The sequence below is a fragment of the Nocardia sp. NPDC006044 genome, assembly GCF_042871115.1.
Classification (GTDB): Bacteria; Actinomycetota; Actinomycetes; order Mycobacteriales; family Mycobacteriaceae; genus Nocardia.
Map to the genome: position 1 here is coordinate 1 of NZ_JBIAID010000004.1, position 21,308 is coordinate 21,308.

A 21,308-nucleotide genomic window follows, 5' to 3' on the forward strand; every position below is an offset into this window, starting at 1 on the left:
GCCCGGTCCCATTCCGAACCCGGAAGCTAAGCCTGCCAGCGCCGATGGTACTGCACTCGACAGGGTGTGGGAGAGTAGGACACCGCCGGAACATCCTTCACGATAGGGGACCCAGATTCTGGGTCCCCTATCGTCGTTTCAGCACCTTGCGTGCCGAAACGACGTCGCTCGCGACTGCTTGCCGGTCGCTCGAAACGATCAGCCGTGTCAGGCCCCCACCAGGACACGTGATTGAATTTGTGGGGCCCCGACCATTCTTGCGGACCTCAGAAAGGGATCACCGTGTCGGAACAGAACGACGACCGGAAGTCCTCCCCGCGCGGCGAGGGATCCGACCGCCCGGCCCAGGGCAGCGGTGGCACCGCAGGCGACTCCGCCAAGAACCGCCCCGACCGCGAAGGCGGCCAGCGCGGCGGCTTCAAACGAAGCAACAATTCCGGTGATCGCGGCGACTCCGCCGGCCGCAGCGGATTCAACCAGCGCGGCGATTCCGCCCAGCGCGGTAATTCGAGCGACCGACCCGGCTCCAGCGACCGCGGCGGATACCAGCGCCGTGAGGGCTCCGGTGATCGCGGAGGCTTCAACCGCGGTGGCGATTCGAGCTCGCGCGGCAACACCGGCGAGCGCTCCGGCCTCAACCGCCGTGGCGACGCCAGCGCGTCAGGCAACTCCAGCCGTGGCGGCGACTCGGACAGCCGCGGCGGTTTCAATCGCAGCGGTGGTTCCGGCGACCGCGGCGGTTTCAATCGTGGCAGCGACTCGGGCAACCGTGGCGGTTTCAATCGCAGCGGTAGTTCGGGTGAACGCGGTGGTTTCAACCGCAGTGGCGATCCGGGCAATCGCAGTGGGTTCAGCCGCAGCGGTGACTCCAGTGGCCGAGGCAGCTTTGACCGCGACAGCGGACCCGGTGATCGTGGCGGTTTCAGTCGCGGTGGTTCCGGCGACCGCAGTGGTTCCAATCGTGGCAGCGACTCCGGTGATCGTGGCGGCTTCAACCGCAGCGGCGGTTCGGGTGAACGCGGTGGTTTCAACCGCGGCGGCGATTCCGGTGATCGTGGTGGTTTCAACCGCGGCGGCGATTCCAACGATCGCGGCAGCTCTAATCAGGACGGCGATCGCGGTGGCTATAGCCGGGGTGGTTCCGGTGATCGTGGCGGCTTCAATCGCGGCAATGACGCTGGCGATCGCGGCGGTTTCAAGCGCGGTGGCGACTTCGGCGGGCGCAGCGATTCCGGCCAGCGTGGCGGTTCCAGTGACCGTGGTGGATACAACCGCAGCAATGACTTTGGTGACCGCGGTGGTTTCAACCGTGGCGGTACCTCTGGCGATCGTGGTGGTTTCAACCGTGGTGGCGACTCCGGTGGGCGCGGCGATTCCAGTGATCGTGGGGGCTTCAACCGTGGCGGTGGCTCCGGTGGCCGGAGCGATGCGGGTGATCGCGGCGGTTTCAAGCGTGGCGGCGATTCCGGCGGCCGTGGTGGGTTCGACCGCAACGATTCGCGGAGTAACGGCCCGGATGATCGGCGTCGCGGTGGCGAAGGTGCGCGCACCGGTGCCGGCGGCGATCGCTCGCAGGATCGGCGTCCGCCGCGTCCCGAAGAGCCCGATCTTCCCGATGACGTGCAGCCGGCCGACTTGGATCCCGCTGTCCGCCGCGACCTGCTGAGCCTGGACAAGTCGAACGCGGAGGCCGTGGCCCGTCACCTCGTGATGGCCGTCAAGCTGATCGAGGACGACCCACGCCTGGCCCTCGCGCACGCTCGCGCGGCCCGGCAACGCGCGGGCCGCATTGCCGTGGTCCGCGAAACCGCGGGTGTTACCGCCTATCACGCGGGTGAATGGGCCGAGGCCCTCTCCGAGCTGCGCACCGCCCGCCGCATGTCCGGCGGCTCCGGCCTGCTCGCTGTCATGGCCGACTGCGAACGCGGCCTCGGCCGCCCCGAACGCGCCATCGAACTGGGCCGCAGTGACGAGGCCCGCGCCCTCACCGGCGACGAAGCCACCGAACTGCGCATCGTCGTCGCCGGCGCCCGCATGGACCTCGGCGAATACGACCAGGCCGTGGTCACCTTGCAAACCTCCGAACTCGACCCCTCTCGCACCGGCTCGGCCGCCGCCCGCCTCTTCTACGCCTACGCCGACGCCCTCGTCGCCGCCGGCCGCACCGAAGAGGGCCTCACCTGGTTCCTCAACGCGGCCTCCGCCGACCTGGACGGCGAAACCGACGCAGAAGAACGCGCCGAAGAACTAACCGGCGGCCCCCACCCCGCCGACGACCTAGAGCTGTAGCCCAGCAGACAACACCGGTCAGCAAGCCCGCCACCGAGCCATGCCCTGCCGAACTGCAAGGATGAGCCCTGACCGGGTCGACCCATCCGGTCGCCCCGCCTCGGACGGACCGCGCTAGCGAATCCGAGCAGCCGAGCGGGACGTGGTGGCGACGGAATCGGCGTGCGAATGTCGCTATGTCCCACTGGATGAATTACATCGCGTTGAATGGACGCAGATGGGTCCTTGGTGAGTCGTCTCGTGCGGTCGTCCCGCTGCTCGCTGGACTGCGCTGGCGCATCCGATCGTTCGGACGGGACATGACGGCGGACGAGGAGGCGTTTCGAACGGGGCGTGGTGGCGGCGGAATTGGCAGGTGAATGTCGCTATGTCCTGCTGGATGACTTGCATCGCGTTGACCGGACGCAGGTGGGTCCTTGGTGAGTCGTCTCGTGCGGTCGTCGCGCTGTTCGCTGGACTGCGCCGGCGCATCCGATCGTTCGGACGGGACATGACGGCGGCCGAGGAGGCGTTTCGAACGGGACGCGGTGGCAGCGGAATTGCAGGTGAATGTCGCTACGTCCTGCTGGATTAACTGCGCAGCATGCAGTCCGGGACGTGGGCGGGTCCTTGGTGGGTCGCGCCGATACTTCCAGTCGACGACGCGGCTTCGAAGGATTCGCCGAAAAGTTCGCTGTCCCCGGCGATCTCACCGAGATGCCCTACCGCAGTCCGGCTGACGGCATCGCCAACCCGGTCGGCGAACGGGTCATCGCGATGTGCACCGGTGAACTACCTGGTCCTGATCCCGGTCATCGCCCCCGCCACTATGAATCCGAGCCACCGCCATGCCCCACTCGCCAACCTGTATCGCGTTGAACGGGACATGACGGCGCTCGAATCGGTGTGTCGTCGTCACCATGTCCCGTTCGATGAACTGTGTTGCGTTGAACGGGACATGATGGCGGCGGAATTGGCGTGTTGCTGTCGCTATGTCCCGGTGGAGGAACTGGATCGCGTCGAGCGGGACATGGATGGGCCAAGTAAGGGCTTATGTGATCGTCCGACTGTTCGATGCACTTCGCTGGGAAATTTAGTAGTCGAGCGGGTGAGGTTGCCCCGTATTCCCGGACGGGTTGGGTGTGTTGGCGGATCCACGCTGCCCGGTGCATATAGACGCACACCTTCCGACGTCCGAGCGTGGATGACGGCGGACTACGTCACCGAGTGCATACAGGCCGACATCATCGTCCACATCATCTGGGATCCGTGCGCGTGTCGTGACGGCAAGGCCCTCTGAGATCGATTCGGCGAGGGCGATAACGCGGTGTCTGGATACCAGACGATGTGCGCGCGTTGGCAACTCGTCGTGACCGGGTGGGGTTTCCTGCGGTCGTCCCGCTGGCCAGTTTCCGGTTGCGACTCACGCGCCTCAGTCCACGGTATGCAACCGCAGACGCATGCCTGCTGACGAACGCATGCGTGTTGCGGCGGCGAGTCTGTGTGCGGGAGGTCAGAAGGTTTGCGGCTGTTGGCTATTGGGGTGCGACGACAACAGCATGTCGAGTTGGGTGTCGTCCGCATGCTCGGGTGATGGCTAATCCAGGTCCGCAGATATCGGCGGCGGGGCGGTCGTTGCGGGTCAGTTGCATGGCGCGGATCTCGAGGGCTCGAATAAGCTGCCAACCAGCCTTGACGTGCCAAATTTCGGCGGTCATCCTGGTCGGCTCAGGTGTCGCATACCGATTGGGGTGTTTTGCGTGTCGGCGCCGTTCTCGCACGCCGCCCAGCGAGGCCGCCACCACGTACGCCCTCGACTACCAGTGGAAATCCGTCAAGACCCAAAAAACGTGCTGTCCAGTTCGTCGAATTGCGGGTTCACTCAGCGGGATTCGTTGTGCCCGTTGAACTCTTCGGCGGAACGCGCAACTAGCCTTGCAGGGACCACGTAGGGTTCTTGTGGCGCGAAATCGCCAGGGGTGTGCCGGCTTCGGCCGGTTGCCCGGGGTCGCGATGCGGGTCAGCGATACGTCACGGGACTGTCTGATTTCAAGGAGATGCAGGATGAGTAGTGTTCGGGCCACTGTATTCGTCGGCTTGGCCGCCGCGGCGCTGACCGCGATGGGCGCCGCTTCGGCGAGCGCGGAGCCGACCAACTACGGCCAGGAGGCCAAGAAGGCCTGCGAGCAGGCCGGCCTCGAGTACACCGAAAGCATCAATCTGCCGGGTGGTGTGAGCGCGAAGGCGACCTGCCACAGGGCCGGCGAGGACGTCGTGCAGTTCGTCCCGATGCCGAAGGACACGGACTGCTCGGTCCCCGGCATCATGTCGCCGAAGTACGGAAAGGCCGACGGCGAAGGCAACTGCGTCACCAACTGAGGCAAATCGAGCGGGGCATGACCGCGGTAGATCGTGAGATACCGCACCGTCATGTCCCGCTCGTCGTTTCGGGACCAGCGAAACGCCAGATGCCGTTCGCTGCGGGGCAAGTGAGCGATCGACGCCCTGCGTTTCTTGTCGCCCTCCTGGCGTAGGGTTCGGATGTCTCGGACCGGCCGAGGGCAACCTTCTCGGGTGCGGTTCCGGACGTCCGGCGGATACGTAATTCGGCTCCGGCCGATCGGTGACACGGAGAGTGGTGTGGAGCGGCTACGAGATCGCTACGAGGCCTTGCTGCTGGATCTGGACGGCACCCTGTACCGCGGGCACGCGGTGATCGAGGGTGCGCCGGCGGCGCTGGCCGACGACGGATCCGCGCAGCGGCTGATGTACGTCACGAACAACGCGAGCCGGGGACCGGAGACGGTCGCCGCACACCTCACCGAACTCGGCTTCCGCGCGAGCACCGATGAGGTGGTGACAAGCGCCCAGGCGGCTGCCCGCCTGCTCGCCGAACGACTCGCGCCGGGCGCCGACGTACTCATCATCGGCACCGACGACCTGGCCGCCGAGGTGACCGCGGTGGGCCTGCACCCGATCCGCCGCTTCGCCGACACCCCGCCCGCCGCAGTCGTCCAAGGACATTCACCACAAACCTGCTGGGCCGACCTCGCCGAGGCGGCCTACGCTTTGCGGGCCGACGCACTGTGGGTCGCCGCCAACACCGACAAGACCCTGCCGAACGAACGCGGCCTCGCCCCCGGCAACGGCTCGATGGTCGCCGCCTTGCGCGCCGCGTCCGAACGCGAACCGCTCGTCGCGGGCAAGCCCTACGCGCCCCTGCTCGAGGACGCCCTAGTGCGCGCCGGGACCCGCAGTGCCCTGGTGGTCGGCGACCGCCTGGACACCGATATCGAGGGCGCCAACACCGTCGGCCTCGAATCCCTGCTGGTCCTGACCGGCGTCAGCACCCTCGACGAGCTGAAGGACGCGTCGGCCGAGTCCATCCCCACCTACGTCGCCGACTCCCTCGACGCGCTCAACTACCCCCCGATTCCCGCCGAATCGGACACCGACCCGGGCGACCTCGCCGCGGACCTGGCCGACCGGTTGCGGCGCAACCCGGGACGAGCCGTGACGGTACGCGCGTCTGGTTCGGAAATCCGATAGCGTTGACGTCACGATGACTACTCCCATGCCCCGCCCCACCGGCCCCGGTCTGCCCGGCGCGAACGGACCCCGCCCGGGTCCCCCGCTGCCCGGTCAGCATCTGCCTGGCGGTCCAGGGCGTCCGGAGCCGGCCGACCCGGAGCGCATCCGCAGCGAGATCGACGGCCTGCTCACCGAACTCGCCACGCGCACCAGCTGGCCGGGCTCGCCGACCGAGGGCGCCGAGTCGGGCACCGACATCACCCGCCGCGCGCGCATCCTGGAACAGGCGCACGACGTGCTCGTGCAGGCACTGGCCACGGTGGACAAGATCTGAGGTGGCCAGACGCGCGCGCGTGGACGCCGAACTGGTTCGCCGCGGATTGGCGAGGTCGCGGGAACACGCGGTCGAGCTGATCGGCGCCGGTCGGGTCCTGATAGCTGGGACGGTGGCGGTGAAACCCGCGACCGCCGTCGAAGCCGGCACCCCGCTGCTGGTCCGTGAGCAGCCCGACGAGGTCTCCTGGGCCTCGCGCGGTGCGCACAAACTCCTCGGCGCGCTGGCGACCTTCGAGCCCGCCGGGCTCAGCGTCGCGGGCAAACGCTGCCTCGACGCGGGCGCCTCGACCGGTGGCTTCACCGACGTGCTGCTTTCCCGCGGGGCCGACGAGGTGGTCGCGGTGGACGTCGGCTACGGCCAGCTCATCTGGCGATTGCAGAACGACGACCGGGTGCGCGTCGTCGACCGCACCAACGTGCGCGGCATCACCACCGAAACCATCGGCGGCACCGTCGAATTGGTTGTCGGCGACCTGTCGTTCATCTCCCTCGGCCTGGTGCTGCCCGCGCTGGCCGCCTGCACTGCGCCGGGCGGCGACCTGCTGCCGATGGTGAAACCGCAGTTCGAGGTCGGCAAGGACCGTGTCGGTGCCGGTGGCGTGGTGCGTGATCCGGCGCTGCGCGCCGAGGCTGTCCGCGACGTCACCACCGCTGCCGCCGCGCTCGGCCTGCGCACCGAGGCGGTGGTGGCGAGCCCGTTGCCGGGCCCGTCGGGCAATGTCGAATACTTCGTGTGGCTGCGCAAGGACGGGCAGCTGGAAGACGACGGTGAGCGAGTCGCCGCTCTCGTCGAGCGTGCGGTCGAGGAGGGTCCACAGTGAACGCGCCGATCAGGTCGGATGGCCGGGAGATCCTGCTGGTGGCGCATCCGGGCCGGGCGGAGATCATCGAGACCGCCCATCGGGTGGCGAAGATCTTCGCGGACGCGGGCATCTGCCTGCGGGTGCTGGCCGACGAGGCCGTCGATACCCGGTTCGAGGCCGCGGCGGGCGGTTACCCGGTGCGGGTGGTCGAGCACGGTCCCGACGCCGCGATCGGCTGCGAGATGGTGCTGGTGCTGGGTGGTGACGGAACGTTCCTGCGCGCCGCCGAACTCGCCCGCCCGGCCGAGGTGCCGGTGCTGGGAATCAACCTGGGCCGCATCGGTTTTCTGACCGAGGCCGAGGCCGAGAACCTGGATGACGCGCTGGCCCACGTGGTCCGCGGCGACTACCGCATCGAACAGCGGATGACCATCGACTTCACCGTGCGCGTCGACGACGAGATCGTGCAGACCGGCTGGGCGCTGAACGAGGGCAGCATCGAAAACGCCTCGCGCACCGGCGTGCTGGAGCTGGTGCTGGAGGTGGATGGGCGGCCGGTGTCGTCGTTCGGCTGCGACGGCATCCTGATCTCCACTCCGACCGGTTCGACCGCGTACGCGTTTTCCGCGGGCGGGCCGGTGGTGTGGCCGGAACTCGAAGCGCTGCTGGTGGTTCCGAGCAACGCGCACGCGCTGTTCGCGCGGCCGCTGGTGACCAGCCCGGCGTCGCGGATCGCGGTGGAATGCGTGGCCACCGGACACGATGCGATAGTTTTCCTGGATGGCAGGCGCAGCATCGACCTACCGCGTGGCGGCCGCTTGGAGGCGGTCCGCGGAGCACAACCGGTGCGCTGGGTGCGGCTGGATTCCGCGCCGTTCGCGGACCGGATGGTGCGCAAGTTCCAATTGCCCGTGACAGGCTGGCGTGGCCGACGGCGGTCGGCGGAGCCGGCGGGGAGGGTGAACTCCGGGGGGACGGCAGCCGGCGGAGCCGGCGGGGAGGGTGGACTCAGTGCTGACAGAGATCAGGATTGATGGTCTCGGCGTTATTTCGACGGCCACGGCGCAATTCCACGAGGGTCTCACAGTTCTCACCGGTGAGACCGGCGCGGGCAAGACCATGGTGGTCACCAGCCTGCACCTGCTGAGTGGTGCGCGGGCCGACCCGGGCCGGGTCCGGCTCGGCGCCGCGCGCGCGGTGGTGGAGGGCCGGTTCACCGTCGACGACGTGAACGACGCGGCCCGCGCCGAAGTGGCGCAGGTGCTGGAATCGGCTGCGGCCGAACAGGATGACGACGGCAGCATCATCGCCATCCGTACCGTCGGTAGCGACGGCCGCTCCCGCGCGCATCTCGGCGGCCGCGGCGTACCCGCCTCGGTGCTGGCCGATTTCACCGCGTCGCTGCTCACTGTGCACGGCCAGAATGACCAGCTGCGGTTGCAGCGTCCCGAACAGCAACTGTCCGCGCTCGACCAGTTCGCCGCCGATACCGTCGGTCCGCTGTTGCGCAAATACACTGTGCAGCGCCGTTCTTGGCTGGACGCGCGTACCGAACTGCTCGAACGGACCGCGCGCAGCAGGGAATTGGCGCAGGAGGCGGACCGGCTCCAGCATTCGCTGGCCGAAATCGACGCCATCGCACCGGAGCCCGGCGAGGACGTGCGCATCGTCGACGAGGTGCGCAGGCTCAGCGATCTCGATTCGCTGCGCGAGGGCGCGACGACCGCCCACGACGCGCTCGCCGGTCCCGTCGACTCGCCCGAAGAGGGTTCCGGCGCACTGGAATTGCTCGGTGCCGCGCTCGCTCGCATCGATGCGGCCGACGATCCCGCGCTCACCGCGCTCGGTCCGCGGCTCGGTGAGGCGATCGCGGTGGTGGTCGACCTGACCACCGAGCTCAGCGGTTATCTTTCGGATCTGCCGTCGGATCCCGGTGCGCTCGACTCGCTGCTCACCCGCCAAGCCGAACTCAAGTCGCTGACCCGTAAGTACGCGCCCGATATCGACGGGGTGATCGCGTGGGCCGACGAGGCCCGCGCCAAGCTCGGTTCGCTCGATGTGTCCGAGGAGACCCTGGCGGCGCTGGCGGCCGAGGTCGATATCGCGGCCGAGCGGGTCCGGGAGGCGGCACGCAAGCTGAGTGCCGCGCGCAAGAAGGCGGCGGGCAAGCTCGGGTCCGCGGTGAGCGCCGAATTGGGCGGACTGGCCATGGGAAAAGCGAAGCTCGAGGTCGAGGTCCGGCCGATGCCCGCGGGCCCGCAGGACTCCGCGCCGCTGACCGTCGACGGCAAAGAAGTGCACGCCGGATCGTCCGGCATCGACGAGGTGGAGTTCCGGTTGTCCGCGCATTCCGGTGCGCAGTCGCTGCCGTTGAGCAAGAGCGCGTCCGGCGGTGAGCTGTCCCGGGTGATGCTCGCCCTCGAGGTCGTGCTGGCCAGTTCCGATCACGGCGCGACCATGGTGTTCGACGAGGTCGACGCCGGCGTCGGCGGCCGCGCGGCGGTCGAGATCGGCCGCAGGCTCGCCCGCCTCGCCCGCACCCACCAGGTCATCGTGGTCACCCACCTGCCCCAGGTCGCCGCCTTTGCCGACACCCACCTGGTGGTGGACAAGTCCGACGACGGCAAGGGCAAGGTCAACAGCGGCGTCCACGCCCTGACCAAAGACGAACGCGTCATCGAATTGGCCCGCATGCTGGCCGGTTTGGACGACACCGAAACCGGCCGAGCCCACGCGGAGGAACTCCTGGACCTCGCCCGCGCCGAAAAGTCCGGGGCAACCGTCTAACCCACACCCGCACGCCTTTTGACATCCGCACGCGGGTCAGTGCGGCGTGTTCGGGTGCGGGAGGTCAGAAGGGGTGCGGCTGTGGGTGAGTTAGCGGACGGCTTTTTGGGCTGCCTTGATGAACTGGGTGATCAGGTTTTTGAGGCCGAACTCCAGGACCTTGGCGGGGACGGGGAGGCTGGGGTCGGATTCCATGGTGTAGGAGACCAGGGTGCCGTTGGGGGCGTCGGTGAAGGTCACCACGCCGATGTGGCGTTTCACCGGGGCGCCCTTGACGACCTTGTATTCCATTCGCTCGCCGGGCACCAGCTTGGTGATCTCCTCGGTGATGCCGACCGGGCCGACGCCGAGGAGGTGCTGGGCGCCGACTCCTTCGCGCTCGGTCAGCCCGGGCTTGGTCAGCTTGACGTTGATCGGGAGGTACGGGCTGATGCTCTCGCGGTCGGCGAAGAGCCGGTACACCACCTCACGCGGTGCGGCGATGACGGCGTCGACGGTCGTGCTGGCCATGGGGTCTCCTCTTCGAGTTACCTGTGACGGGCAGCATATAGGTACTACCTCGGGGTGCCGTGTGTCGATGTAACCGGTGTCACAGACAGTCGGTCCGATGCATCGAAGGCGCGTGCCGTCAGTCGCGTTCTTGGCCGAGGCTGATGCCGCGGGTGGCGAGCCAGGGGAGCGGGTCGATGCGGTCGGTGCCGTTGAGCCAGACCTCGAAGTGGCAGTGCGGCCCGGTGGTTTCGCCGCGGTTGCCGACGGTGGCGATCTCGTCACCGGCCATCACACGCTGGCCGATGCTGACCAGCGAGGTGTTGATGTGGCCGTACACGGTGACCGTGCCGTCGTCCCCGAGCAGCCGCACCCACATGCCGAACCCGGCCGCCGGTCCCGAGCTGATCACCGTGCCGTCCTCGACCGCGACGATCGGGGTGCCGATGGGTGCGGCGATGTCCACGCCCGGATGCAGTGCGCCCCAGCGCATTCCGTACCCGGAGGTGAAGGTGCCGGTGGTGAACTTCATGAACAGCGGCCGCAGCTTCGCCTGTGCCTCCGCCGTCATCTCCTCGGCGACCTTGCTGCCGTTGCTGAGGATGTCGCTGAACTGACCGAGGTCGACCGGCCCCTCTTCGAGCAGCCCCGGCTCGGTGGCGGCCGGTTCCGTCGGCATTGCCTGCGCCTGGCCGAGCGCCATCGGCGCCACATTCTCCACGGGCGCCTTGTCGGTGGTGGTCATCAAGTTCTGCCCCGCCGCGACCAGCGCACCGGCGGCAACCGCGACGATCGCCGCGCGACCTTTCAGCGAGGCAGGCGGCGGCGGCATCCGGTGCTTGCCGCCACGGCGCTTGGATTGCGCTGGACGAGCGGCCGGCACCGGCCGCGGAACCGCCACGGTTCGCGGGTCAGAATGCGGCCACCGGTCATCTGGCTCGTCCCACTGATTCACCGCGGCCCGTTGGCCAGCTGCGGCCTCCTGGTCCACTGCGTCCCACTGACCCCTTGCGGCTACCTGGCCTGCTGCCGCCCACTGATCCGACGTGTCCCACTGATCTGCTGCGACCCCCTGGTCCGTCGCAGCCCACTGATCTTCGGCTGCCCACTGGTCCTCGGTCGACCAGGGCGCATCCAAAGTAGGCCACGAGTCGGCCTGACGCGATTGGTAGCTGTTACGTTGCTGTAGTTTGCCCGAATCGCGTGAATCTATCCCGAATCGTCGATCGGCACCGACCGGCCAGTGTCTGCTCATCGCACCGACCGCATTTGTCGGCATTGTCCGGAAGCTGCACATATCGGAGAAATGTCTGGTCTTCGGCGCAAAAGCCCGATCTCCCTGGCTATTTCGAGGCGCATCACGCAGTCGTCCTTCGTCACTTCACGTCGAGATGTCGTCGGGGCTGGTCGACGGTAACGAAACGATAGCGGTACTGCTCGTTAGACGCGCGAAGTAAACCCGGACATGTGATCGGCACCACATGGTGTCGCACTGCAACGAGTTCTTCCGCGTGTCGTTAGTCGTGTCACTGTTATCACAGTGACGTATGTGGTAGGTGGTACGGCGCGCCTCCACCAACGGTTGAGGGTTTGGGGGCAGCATCGGGGCCATGAAGATGCTGGCGTTGTTGTCGAGGAACACCGAAACGCTGCCCGGCCTCTCCGGGATAGCCCGGGTGGATCGCAACACCCGGCGTCTGCTGAAACGGGTCGGACCAGGCGATGTCGTCGTGCTCGACGAGATGGACCTGGACCGGCTCACCGCGGACCGGCTGGTCGAGGCGGGGGTGGTCGCGGTGATCAACACCTCGCCGTCGATCTCCGGCCGCTATCCCAACCTGGGCCCGGAAGTGCTGGTGGCGAACAACATTCTGCTGCTGGACACGGTGAGCTCGGACGCGTTCAGCAAGATCAAGGACGGCATCAAGGTCCGCATCGACGAGGGTGTCGTCTACGCCGACAAGGTGATCAAGAAGGAACCCGAGGTCCTGGTCAAGGGCATCGAACTGACCGATTCCGATATCGCCGAGCGGATGATCGAGGCGCGCAACGGCCTCGCCGATCATTTGGAGGCCTTCGCCGGCAACACCATCGAGTTCATCCGCACCGAGAGCGCGCTGCTGATCGACGGCATCGGCGTGCCGGAGCTGGAACTGTCGATGAAGCACCGGCACGTGATCGTCGTCGCCGACGGACCGGACCACGCCGAAGACCTGAAGCGGCTCAAGCCGTTCGTCAAGGAGTACGTGCCGATCATGGTCGGCGTCGGCCGCGGCGCGGACACCCTGATGAAGCAGGGCTACCGCCCCGACCTGATCGTCGGCGACCCGGACGAGATCACCTCCGCCACCTTGAAATGCGGCGCCGAGGTGATCCTGCCCGCCGACACCGACGGCCACGCGAAGGGCCTGGAACGCATCCAGGACCTCGGCATCGGCGCGACCACCTTCCCGTCCACCGGCTCGCCCGCCGACCTGGCGCTGCTGCTGGCGCACCACCACGGCGCGTCGCTGATCGTCACCGCGGGCGCGGCCGCCACCCTCGACGACTTCTTCGATCGCAGCCGCCGCGAGAGCAACCCCGCGACCTTCCTGACCCGGCTCAAGCTCGGCACCAAGCTGATGGACGCGAAGGCGGTGGCCACGCTGTACCGCAATCGGGTGTCCGGCATCGGCATCGCGCTGGTGGTGCTGGCCGCGCTGATCGCGGTGATCGTGGTGCTGCTCGCCTCCAACACCGGCACCGACGCCCTCGCCTGGGCCGCCGACACCTGGGACCGGTTCGCGCTGTGGGCGCAGAGCCTGGTCGGCGCAGGCGACAAATGACCAAGGGAGAACGATGATCTCGTTACGCCAGCACGCCGTCTCGATCGTGGCGATCTTCCTGGCCCTCGCCATCGGCGTGGTGCTCGGCTCGCAAACGCTGGCCGCGGATCTGCTGTCGGGATTGCGTGCGGACAAGTCGGATCTGCGTCAGCAGGTCGACACCGTCTCCGATCAGAACCGCAGGCTCACCGATCAGTTGAACTCGGCCGACCGGTTCATCGCGGGCAACGCGGGCCGCCTCCTCGGCGGCACCCTGGCCGATCGCACCGTCGCGGTGTTCACCACCCCGGACGCCGACCCCGCCGACATCGAGGGCGTGACCAAGTCGCTGGAGACCTCCGGCGCCACCATCACCGGCCGGATCGCGCTCACCGACGCGTTCGTCGACGCCACCGAGGGCGACCGGATGCGCACCACGGTCACCAACGTCATCCCGGCCGGCATCCAATTGCGCACCGGCGCAGTCGATCAGGGCAGCATGGCCGGCGACCTGCTCGGCACCGTCATGCTGCTCGATCCGGCCAACGGGCAAACCCGCGGCACCCCGCAGGAGCTGGGCCTCGTGCTGGAGACCCTGCGCGGCGGCGGCTTCCTCGCCTACGGCGACACCCCGGTGCGCCCGGCCCAGTCCGCGGTCGTGATCACCGGCAACGGCGCCAAGTCCGGCGAGAACAGCCAGGGCGCGAACATCGCCCGCTTCGCCGGTGCACTGCGCGGTCGCGGCGCGGGCGTCGTGCTCGCCGGCCGCTCCGGCGCGGCGGAGAACCCGGGACCGCTGGCCATCGTCCGCTCCGACGGCGCCCTCGCCACCTCGGTCAGCACCGTCGACAACCTGGACCGGGAAATCGGCAGGGTAACCACCGTCCTCGCGCTGAGCGAGCAGCTCAACGGCGGCACCGGCCGATACGGCACCGGCGAGAAAGCGACCTCCCTCACATTGGCATCCGCGTCGCGCTAGAAACCGTTTCGGCCAACTGGCAGCAAACGTGCGTGGCGTTAGAACTGGACGCCTGATCCGTGTTACCGTGAAGACCCGTGGGTCATACACGGAATCAGGCGCGAACGGCCACGAAGCACATCTTCGTCAGCGGTGGAGTCGCCTCCTCATTGGGTAAAGGTCTTACCGCCTCCAGCCTCGGTCAGCTGTTGACGGCGCGTGGACTGCGCGTCACGATGCAGAAACTCGACCCGTATCTGAACGTCGATCCCGGCACGATGAACCCCTTCCAGCATGGAGAGGTCTTCGTGACGGAGGACGGGGCCGAGACCGATCTGGATGTCGGTCACTACGAGCGGTTCCTGGACAGGGACCTGACCCGGGACGCGAATGTCACGACCGGGCAAATCTATTCGACAGTCATCGCCAAGGAACGTCGCGGCGAATACCTCGGCGACACCGTGCAGGTCATCCCGCACATCACCGACGAGATCAAGAACCGGGTCCTCGCCATGAGCGCGCCGGACGCCGACGATCAGACCCCCGACGTGGTCATCACCGAGATCGGCGGCACCGTCGGCGATATCGAGTCGCAGCCGTTCCTCGAGGCGGCCCGGCAGATCCGGCACGACGTGGGCCGGGAGAACGTCTTCTTCCTGCACGTCTCGCTGGTGCCCTACCTCGCCCCCTCCGGCGAACTCAAGACCAAACCGACCCAGCACTCGGTGGCGATGCTGCGCAGCATCGGCATCCAGCCCGACGCGCTGATCCTGCGCTGTGACCGGGACGTGCCGCAGGCGCTGAAGAGCAAGATCGCGCTGATGTGCGACGTCGACGTGGATGCCTGCATCTCCACCCCGGACGCGCCGTCGATCTACGACATCCCGCGCGTGCTGCATCGCGAGGCCCTCGACGCCTACGTGGTGCGCAAGCTCGGGCTGCCGTTCCGCGACGTGGACTGGACCGTGTGGGGCGACCTGCTCGACCGGGTGCACTCGCCGCGCGAGACGGTCGAGGTCGCGCTGGTCGGCAAGTATGTCGACCTGCCCGACGCCTACCTGTCGGTCACCGAGGCGCTGCGCGCGGGCGGATTCGCCTCCCGCGCAAAGGTGCTCATTCGCTGGGTGCCCTCGGACGAGTGTGAGACCCCGGCCGGCGCGCAGGCCGCGCTGCGAGACGTGGACGCGGTCCTGATCCCCGGCGGCTTCGGCATCCGCGGCATCGAGGGCAAGGTGGGTGCGATCCGCTATGCCCGCGCCCGCGGCATTCCGCTGCTCGGGCTGTGCCTCGGCTTGCAGTGCGTGGTCATCGAGGCGGCGCGTTCGGTCGGCCTGACCGAGGCCAACTCGGCCGAATTCGAGCCGGACACACCGCATCCGGTGATCTCCACGATGGCCGATCAGGAACAGGCCGTCGCGGGCGAGGCCGATCTGGGCGGCACCATGCGGCTCGGCGCGTACCCGGCCATCCTGGCGAAGGGTTCGGTCGTCGCGCAGGCCTACGGCAGCGAGCAGGTCTCCGAACGGCACCGGCACCGCTTCGAGGTGAACAACGCCTACCGTGACCGGATCGCCAAGAGCGGACTGAAGTTCAGCGGCACCTCGCCGGACGGGCACCTGGTCGAGTTCGTCGAACTGCCCGCCGACGTGCACCCGTTCTTCGTCGCCACGCAGGCGCATCCGGAGCTCAAGAGCCGCCCGACCCGCCCGCACCCGCTGTTCGCGGCGCTCGTCGCGGCGGCGCTGAAATACAAGCTCGCCGAGCGCCTTCCGGTGGACATCCCGGACGAGGAATTCGCGAGCGCGGCGGATCAGGCCTAAGGCGATGACGCAGGACGGTGGCAGCGCCGGAAAGGGCAGCCACGATTTCGAGACCGTGTCCAGCGAGACCGTCTACAGCGGTGCCATTCTGGCGCTGCGGCTCGACCAGGTGCGCATGCCCGGCGGCAAGGTCGCCGAGCGTGAGGTGATCGAGCATCACGGCGCGGTCGCCGTCGCGGCGATCGATGACGACGACAACGTGGTGCTGATCAACCAGTACCGGCATCCGATCGGCAGGCGGCTGCTCGAGCTGCCCGCCGGCCTGCTCGACCTGCCCGGCGAGGACCCGCTCGTCGCGGCGCGGCGCGAGCTGGCCGAGGAGACCGGGCTGGCCGCGCGGGAGTGGGCGGTGCTGGTGGATGTGGCGCTCTCGCCGGGCTTCACCGACGAGGCGCTGCGGGTCTACTGCGCGCGCGGGCTCTACGAAACCGACCAGCCGGAGCCGGAGAACGAGGAAGCCGACCTGGAGATCGTCCGGATGCCGGTCGATCAGGCGGTGCGCGCGGCGCTGGCCGGGGAGATCGTCAACGCGACCGCGGTGGCCGGTGTCCTCGCGCTGGCCGCGGCCCGCGCGGGTAATACCGAGCTACGTCCCGCGGACGCGCCGTGGCCCGGTCAGCCGACGGCGTTCCTGCGCCGCAAGGCCGCCGCGAAGTCGACGGACTGACGGGGACCGCCGGTGCTCGCGCGGGAATTGGACGCCTACCTCGACCATCTCGCGGTCGAGCGCGGCGCCGCGCGCAACACCCTCGGCGCGTACCGGCGTGACCTCGGGCGGTATCTCGACTTCCTGGTCGGGCGCGGCATCACCGCGCTCGACCAGGTCGCCGAGGCCGACGTGGCCGAGTTCACCATGGCGCTGCGGGCCGGCGGCGCCGAATTCCCGCCGCTGGCCGCCAGTTCGGTGGCTCGCGCGCTGATCGCGGTGCGCGGGCTGCACCGTTTCGCCGCGGCCGAGGGGATGACCACCACCGATGTCGCGCACGCGGTGAAACCGCCCGCACCCGGCCGCAGGCTGCCCAAGGCGCTGCCCTACGACCAGGTGCTGAAGTTGCTGGAGGCCGCGGGCGGCGGTTCGGTCAGCGATCCCGATGCCGCGCCCGGCGCCGACGGCGGTCCGCGCGGGCTGCGCGATCGCGCGCTGCTGGAACTGCTCTACTCCACGGGCGCACGGATTTCCGAGATGGTCGGCCTCGACGTCGACGACATCGACACCGACGAACGCGCCGTCGTGCTGCACGGCAAGGGCGGCAAGCAGCGCATGGTGCCGATCGGCAGACCGGCGCTGGCCTCGGTCGACGCGTATCTGGTGCGGGGGAGGCCGAAGCTCGCCGCGAGCGGAAAAGGAAACGCGGGCGCGCTGTTCCTCAATGCCCGCGGCGGTCGGTTGTCGCGCCAAAGTGCCTGGCAGGTCCTGCAAACCGCCGCCGAACGCGCGGGCATCGGCGCGACCGTCTCGCCGCACACGCTGCGGCACTCGTTCGCCACGCACCTGCTCGACGGCGGCGCGGATGTCCGCGTGGTCCAAGAACTCCTGGGCCACGCCTCGGTGACCACCACCCAGATCTACACCCTGGTCACCGTCAACACCCTGCGCGAGGTCTGGGCCACCGCCCACCCCCGAGCCCGCTGAACCCTCAACAACAACCAGAGACCAAGCGACAGATAGGTCCGGCTTCGCACACCTCCTCCATCCTGCGCATATCGCTCAGCACCCCACCCGATTTGCGAAGGAACAAGCAAGTCTGCGAAGAAATCTCGACAACGCAACCACAGCCAGGTGGCCACGCTGGGAGCCGATGTGTGCGACGCGAGGTGGGTTGAATGCCAAAGTCTTTCATCGTCCAGGAAGCCGAGGTCGAAGCGGTGGAGCTGCCGGGCGGCGGGTCCTTCCGGCTGCTCGAGGACAGTCAGAACTCCGCGGGGCTGTTCGGCGCGAACCGACTGGTCCTCGCCGCGGGCGCGAATGGCACTCGGCCGCATCACCACACGCGGTCGACGGAGATCTTCTACATCCTCGACGGCACCATGGAATTTCTGGTCGACGGCGAATTGAGCGCGGTGCGCAAGGGCGGTCTGGTCGTCGTCCCGCCCGGCACCGTGCACGCGTTCGGCGCGTCCGCCGACGGTCCGGCGGAGTTCCTGGCCGTGCTGACCCCGGGTATCGTGCGGTTCGAATATTTCCGGCAGCTCGGCCGGATCGCCCGCGGGGAGGCGGAATGGGACAGCATGGACGAGTTGCACGACCGCTTCGACGTGCATTTCGACGGTGACCCGGAGTGGCGCTGAGCAATACACGGTAGCGTCGTGCTGTTCGAGGCACGGCGTGGTGCTGCGAACACGCCGCGCGCGTCGCGGCACTTGCACCCTCGCACGCGGTAGCGTCTATCGGGAGTCGGACCGTACGAAAGCGAGGGTCGGGCCTGATCGGCCTCGCTACGCTCGGCGAGGCAACGGGCAGGAACGTATAAGGAGCAGCGGATCGTGACATCAGCCGAAGCGGCAGAGCCGCCGATGGGTGCTGGGGCGGAGCCGCGCACGGGACAGCGCACGGGTCCGTACTCGGAAGCCGCGGCCGAAACCCTGTGGGGCACCGGAGCCGAACCAGTCCCGGAGGACGCGGCGCTCGGACCGACCGGACGCCCCCTGCGCCTCGTGCCGGACCCGCCGCCGCTGGAACGCCACGGCGACGCCCTCATCGTCGCCATGTGCAACCAGAAGGGCGGCGTCGGCAAGACGACCTCCACCATCAACCTCGGTGCCTCGCTGGCCGAATACGGACGCAAGGTGCTGCTGGTCGACCTCGACCCGCAGGGCGCGCTGTCCGCCGGATTGGGTGTGGCGCACCACGATCTCGACCTCACCGTGCACGACCTGCTGGTCGGTTCGAAGGGTTCGATCGATGACGTGCTGATGCAGACGCGGGTCGAGAACATGGACCTGCTGCCCAGCAACATCGACCTGTCGGCCGCGGAAATCCAGCTGGTCAACGAGGTCGGTCGCGAGCATTCGCTCGGCCGCGCACTGCATTCCATCCGCGATCGATACGACTACATCATCATCGACTGTCAGCCGTCGCTCGGTCTGCTCACCGTCAACGCGCTGGCCTGCGCCGACGGCGTGATCATTCCGATGGAATGCGAATACTTCTCGCTGCGCGGGCTCGCGCTGCTGAACGACACCGTGGAGAAGGTGCGCGATCGGCTGAACCCGCGACTGAGCCTCTACGGCATCGTGGTCACCATGTTCGACGCGCGACTACTCCATTCGCGTCAGGTCATGGCCCGCGTCGTCGAGGTGTTCGGCGACCTGGTCTACGACGCCGCGATCTCGCGCACCGTCCGGTTCCCCGACGCCAGCGTGGCCGGCGAGCCGATCACCACCTGGGCGCCGAAATCCAGTGGCGCCGAAGCATATCGGGCGATGGCGCGGGAAGTCATCCACCGGTCGGGCCGGTGATCGGCGGCACCGACGCCGCGCCATCCGCTACCACCCACCCGACCGGCCAAGGGGTCGCGCACAGCGACGACCACCCGTCGGGCGACCTCTTGGAGCGGGCCTCGGCGCGCACCGGCGACCCGTCATCGCCGGACCTGAGTGCAACACCCGCCCCCGCCGTACCCGATGATGACGACATGCCCACCGACGCACCCACCGCCGACCCCGACCTGCTGTCGGAGTCGATCGCGGATGCATCCGGTGGCGATGACGCGGCTGGTAGCGATGACGCGGCCGACGCCGATAATGCGGCCGACATGAGCGATACGGCTGCCGCAGCCCAAGCGGCGGTCGCGGACATGGCCGGCGATGCGGTCGGCCGAAATGTTGCAGTCAGCGCGGATGATGCGGTGGTCGTGGACGGTGCGGCTCGCGCGGGCGATGCCGGCGCTGCGGGCGATGCGGCTGGTGGCGATGCTGTAGCGGGCTCAGATGATGTGGCGGTCGTGAACCGGGTGGCGGGGTCGGGGGATGCGGGTGGGTCGGGCGACTCCGAGGATGGTGCTGCGGACGGGAAGAAGTCTGGGTTTCATCTGCGGCTGAGCAACTTTCAGGGGCCGTTCGATCTGCTGCTGACGCTGATCAGTTCGCGCAAGCTGGACGTCACCGAGGTGGCGTTGCACCAGGTCACCGACGAATTCATTGCTTACACCAAGGCGTTGACCGCCGCGTTGTCCGATGACACCGCGGCGGTTACCTTGCGTGCGGACAAGATCCTCGATCAGACCACCGAATTCCTGGTTGTCGCAGCCACCCTGCTCGATCTCAAGGCGGCGCGGTTGCTGCCGTCGGGGGAGATGACCGACGCCGAGGATCTCGAGCTGCTGGAGGCGCGCGACCTGCTGTTCGCGCGGCTGCTGCAATACCGGGCGTTCAAACAGGTGGCCGAGCTGTTCGGCGAGCTGGAGGCCGTCGCGCTGCGGCGATACCCGCGTGCGGTCGGCCTGGAGGAGTGCTTCGCCGGCCTGCTGCCCGAGGTTACGCTGGGAGTAGACGCGCACGAGTTCGCCGCGATCGCCGCCGCGGCGTTCCGCCCGCGCCCGGTGCCCAGGGTCGGCCTCGACCATCTGCACTCGCACGCCATCTCGGTCGCCGAACAGGCCGCGCTCGTGCTCGAACGGCTGAAGGCGGCGGGCAAGGGTGCCTGGACCACCTTCAGCCAGCTGGTCGAGGACTGCGACGCCCCGATCGAGATCGTCGCCCGCTTCCTGGCCCTGCTCGAGCTCTACCGCGGCAAGACGATCGAGTTCGACCAGCCCGACCCGCTCGGCCAACTGTCCATCAGCTGGATCGGCGACGATGTCCCCGAAGCCGAGCAGGACCTGAACATCGAGGAGGACTACGGGTGAACGACTCCGCGGACACCGAGGTCGCGAACGCAACTGACCTCCCCGCCGACGCCCCCGAAACCGCCGCCCCCGCCGCGCCGAATTCGGGAAACCCCACCGCGCGCGAAACCAGCACCGCCGCGCCGGAGCCCGCCGACTCACCCGCAGCTGACGACACTCGGACCACCGACGTCACCACCTCACCCTCCCGAGCAACGGCAGCGGACCACCGAACGTCAGCGACCCCCGCCGGGCCTTCAGCCGCGGACACCGCAACCCCCGAGTCGAACGCCGTGCCCACAGTCACCGACGAGGAGGCATTTTCTGCCTCGGGCGGCGTGACGGCGGTTGTCGGCAATGAGACTTCCGCCCGCGCGGCTGAAGCGACTTCGGGCGCGAACAACGCAACCCTCAATACGACCTCAGTTGAGAAGACTGCGGCTCCGGAAACCAACGCTCCCAACTCGACCACCACCGACGAGGCGACGTCCGCGGATCTCGCCGACGCGACCACAGGTGCCGACGAGGAGGCATTCTCCGGCGCGGACGGCGTGACGGCGGTCGTCGGCAATGGGACCTCCGCACGCCGGCGGACCGCAATCAAGGTCGCTGACAGTGCGGGCTCCTCCGGCGGAGACACCGCGACGACGGTTCCAGGAGGCGGGACGTCCTCGGGCAAAGACGCC

At 68.3% G+C, this 21,308-nt stretch carries 15 protein-coding genes, 1 rRNA gene and 2 pseudogenes; 16 read left to right on the top strand and 2 right to left on the bottom strand.

The features are described 5' to 3' along the window. The 8 genes and pseudogenes from rrf to recN all read left to right on the top strand — a co-directional run. A 5S ribosomal RNA gene (rrf, locus tag ACFYO1_RS31225) occupies window positions 1-91 on the top strand; the annotation flags it as partial. Window positions 92-1,215: 1,124 nt separating this feature from the next. Next, window positions 1,216-2,289: pseudogene (locus ACFYO1_RS31230) on the top strand (tetratricopeptide repeat protein); the annotation flags it as partial. A gap of 2,043 nt (window positions 2,290-4,332) precedes the next feature. After that, on the top strand, window positions 4,333-4,647 hold the full coding sequence (locus ACFYO1_RS31235; protein WP_387238756.1) for a hypothetical protein: 315 nt from the start codon (window positions 4,333-4,335) through the stop codon (window positions 4,645-4,647). Window positions 4,648-4,908: 261 nt separating this feature from the next. Further along, window positions 4,909-5,817, top strand: a complete 909-nt coding sequence (locus ACFYO1_RS31240) for an HAD-IIA family hydrolase (protein ID WP_387238759.1) — start codon at window positions 4,909-4,911, stop codon at window positions 5,815-5,817. Between the two features lie 13 nt (window positions 5,818-5,830). Further along, entirely contained in the window at window positions 5,831-6,133 is a 303-nt protein-coding gene (locus ACFYO1_RS31245) for a hypothetical protein (RefSeq protein WP_387238762.1), read from the top strand. A gap of 1 nt (window position 6,134) precedes the next feature. Continuing rightward, on the top strand, window positions 6,135-6,956 hold the full coding sequence (locus ACFYO1_RS31250) for a TlyA family RNA methyltransferase (protein WP_387238765.1): 822 nt from the start codon (window positions 6,135-6,137) through the stop codon (window positions 6,954-6,956). Beyond that, window positions 6,953-7,972 carry an NAD kinase gene (locus ACFYO1_RS31255; RefSeq protein ID WP_387238768.1) on the top strand — a complete coding sequence of 340 codons (1,020 nt, stop codon included), beginning with the start codon at window positions 6,953-6,955 and terminating at the stop codon, window positions 7,970-7,972. Before ACFYO1_RS31250 ends, ACFYO1_RS31255 begins: the two co-directional genes overlap by 4 nt. Continuing rightward, the gene (recN, locus tag ACFYO1_RS31260; RefSeq protein WP_387238770.1) at window positions 7,950-9,725 is read left to right on the top strand and encodes a DNA repair protein RecN; all 1,776 of its coding nucleotides are present in this window, start codon (window positions 7,950-7,952) and stop codon (window positions 9,723-9,725) included. The genes ACFYO1_RS31255 and recN overlap by 23 nt, the downstream gene beginning before the upstream one ends. 90 nt (window positions 9,726-9,815) lie before the next feature. On the opposite strand, the gene ACFYO1_RS31265 is transcribed toward recN, so the two are convergent. Next, on the bottom strand, window positions 9,816-10,235 hold the full coding sequence (locus tag ACFYO1_RS31265) for an SRPBCC family protein (protein ID WP_387238773.1): 420 nt from the start codon (window positions 10,233-10,235) through the stop codon (window positions 9,816-9,818). A 118-nt stretch (window positions 10,236-10,353) separates the two neighbouring features. Then, a pseudogene (locus ACFYO1_RS31270) lies at window positions 10,354-11,079 on the bottom strand (M23 family metallopeptidase); the annotation flags it as partial. A gap of 745 nt (window positions 11,080-11,824) precedes the next feature. On the opposite strand from ACFYO1_RS31270, the gene steA reads away from it, so the two are divergent. From steA to ACFYO1_RS31310, 8 genes are all read left to right on the top strand, one after another. Continuing rightward, complete coding sequence (steA, locus tag ACFYO1_RS31275) at window positions 11,825-13,039, top strand: putative cytokinetic ring protein SteA (RefSeq protein WP_387238777.1); 1,215 nt, start codon at window positions 11,825-11,827, stop codon at window positions 13,037-13,039. A 13-nt stretch (window positions 13,040-13,052) separates the two neighbouring features. After that, window positions 13,053-13,997 (top strand): copper transporter, encoded by a 945-nt coding sequence (locus ACFYO1_RS31280; protein ID WP_387238780.1) that lies wholly within the window; start codon window positions 13,053-13,055, stop codon window positions 13,995-13,997. Window positions 13,998-14,074: 77 nt separating this feature from the next. After that, a complete protein-coding gene (locus ACFYO1_RS31285; protein WP_387238783.1) occupies window positions 14,075-15,796 on the top strand; it encodes a CTP synthase in 1,722 nt (573 codons plus the stop codon). A gap of 4 nt (window positions 15,797-15,800) precedes the next feature. Further along, window positions 15,801-16,463, top strand: a complete 663-nt coding sequence (locus tag ACFYO1_RS31290; protein WP_387238785.1) for an NUDIX domain-containing protein — start codon at window positions 15,801-15,803, stop codon at window positions 16,461-16,463. Between the two features lie 12 nt (window positions 16,464-16,475). After that, on the top strand, window positions 16,476-17,429 hold the full coding sequence (xerD, locus tag ACFYO1_RS31295) for a site-specific tyrosine recombinase XerD (protein WP_387238788.1): 954 nt from the start codon (window positions 16,476-16,478) through the stop codon (window positions 17,427-17,429). A gap of 191 nt (window positions 17,430-17,620) precedes the next feature. Then, a complete protein-coding gene (locus tag ACFYO1_RS31300) occupies window positions 17,621-18,085 on the top strand; it encodes a cupin domain-containing protein (protein ID WP_387238791.1) in 465 nt (154 codons plus the stop codon). A 225-nt stretch (window positions 18,086-18,310) separates the two neighbouring features. Further along, window positions 18,311-19,255, top strand: a complete 945-nt coding sequence (locus ACFYO1_RS31305; RefSeq protein WP_150408303.1) for a ParA family protein — start codon at window positions 18,311-18,313, stop codon at window positions 19,253-19,255. Window positions 19,256-19,593: 338 nt separating this feature from the next. Next, entirely contained in the window at window positions 19,594-20,643 is a 1,050-nt protein-coding gene (locus ACFYO1_RS31310) for a segregation and condensation protein A (protein ID WP_387241619.1), read from the top strand. Window positions 20,644-21,308 lie beyond the last annotated feature (665 nt).

What these genes read in the sequence shown, in the direction of transcription:
- ACFYO1_RS31235 (WP_387238756.1), top strand. Translation starts at nt 4,333, where the DNA reads ATGAGTAGTGTTCGGGCCACTGTATTCGTCGGCTTGGCCGCCGCGGCG.
- ACFYO1_RS31245 (WP_387238762.1), top strand. Translation starts at nt 5,831, where the DNA reads ATGACTACTCCCATGCCCCGCCCCACCGGCCCCGGTCTGCCCGGCGCG.
- ACFYO1_RS31265 (WP_387238773.1), bottom strand. Translation starts at nt 10,235, where the DNA reads ATGGCCAGCACGACCGTCGACGCCGTCATCGCCGCACCGCGTGAGGTG.
- steA (WP_387238777.1), top strand. Translation starts at nt 11,825, where the DNA reads ATGAAGATGCTGGCGTTGTTGTCGAGGAACACCGAAACGCTGCCCGGC.
- ACFYO1_RS31280 (WP_387238780.1), top strand. Translation starts at nt 13,053, where the DNA reads ATGATCTCGTTACGCCAGCACGCCGTCTCGATCGTGGCGATCTTCCTG.
- ACFYO1_RS31290 (WP_387238785.1), top strand. Translation starts at nt 15,801, where the DNA reads ATGACGCAGGACGGTGGCAGCGCCGGAAAGGGCAGCCACGATTTCGAG.
- ACFYO1_RS31300 (WP_387238791.1), top strand. Translation starts at nt 17,621, where the DNA reads ATGCCAAAGTCTTTCATCGTCCAGGAAGCCGAGGTCGAAGCGGTGGAG.
- ACFYO1_RS31305 (WP_150408303.1), top strand. Translation starts at nt 18,311, where the DNA reads ATGGGTGCTGGGGCGGAGCCGCGCACGGGACAGCGCACGGGTCCGTAC.
- ACFYO1_RS31310 (WP_387241619.1), top strand. Translation starts at nt 19,594, where the DNA reads ATGGCCGGCGATGCGGTCGGCCGAAATGTTGCAGTCAGCGCGGATGAT.